Source organism: Clostridium vincentii (assembly GCF_002995745.1).
In the GTDB taxonomy this organism is placed as follows: domain Bacteria; phylum Bacillota; class Clostridia; order Clostridiales; family Clostridiaceae; genus Clostridium; species Clostridium vincentii.
The window spans coordinates 1-561 of the sequence record NZ_PVXQ01000091.1 but is presented as its reverse complement, the minus strand read 5'-3'; the positions used below and the strand labels follow the sequence as shown (position 1 = coordinate 561).

At 31.7% G+C, this 561-nt stretch carries 1 protein-coding gene; it reads right to left on the bottom strand.

The features are described from left to right. Positions 1–561 (bottom strand): TerC family protein (locus CLVI_RS17200; protein WP_423237143.1); only part of this gene is annotated, 561 nt, incomplete at both ends.

Genomic DNA, 561 nt, shown 5'->3' with positions numbered 1-561 from the left:
GCTGGTATAGAGTCTACCGCAAATAACAAATCGGTAAATTCGATGACGGCTACTACTACTAATAATGGAGTGGCCATCTTTACACCATTTTCCATGATAAAAAACTTATCACCATGATATTTATCTGTCACATTAAAAAATCTTCTGATTAATCTTGCTCCTCTTGTGTCATTGTAGTCTTCATCGTCATCTTCATCTCCTGCTGACCAAGATTTAATACCAGCATATACTAGGAACAAACCAAAAAGTGTCATAATGATATTAATATCATACTTAAATCCTTCTAAACCAATCAAATTTAATATCTTGTTTAAATATGTTAATTCGATCAAAAAAGCACCTGAAAATATAAATATAGCTCTCAAAACTAAGGCACCTATGATACCCCAAAACAAAACCTTATGTTTATTCTGATTAGGAACATCAAAAAATTTAAACACCAAAATAAAAACAAATAAGTTATCTACAGACAGGGCTTTTTCGATCCAATACGCTGACTGAAATTCAAAAAACTTAGTAGAACCTGCTAGATTATAGACTAAACCACTAAATATCATGGCC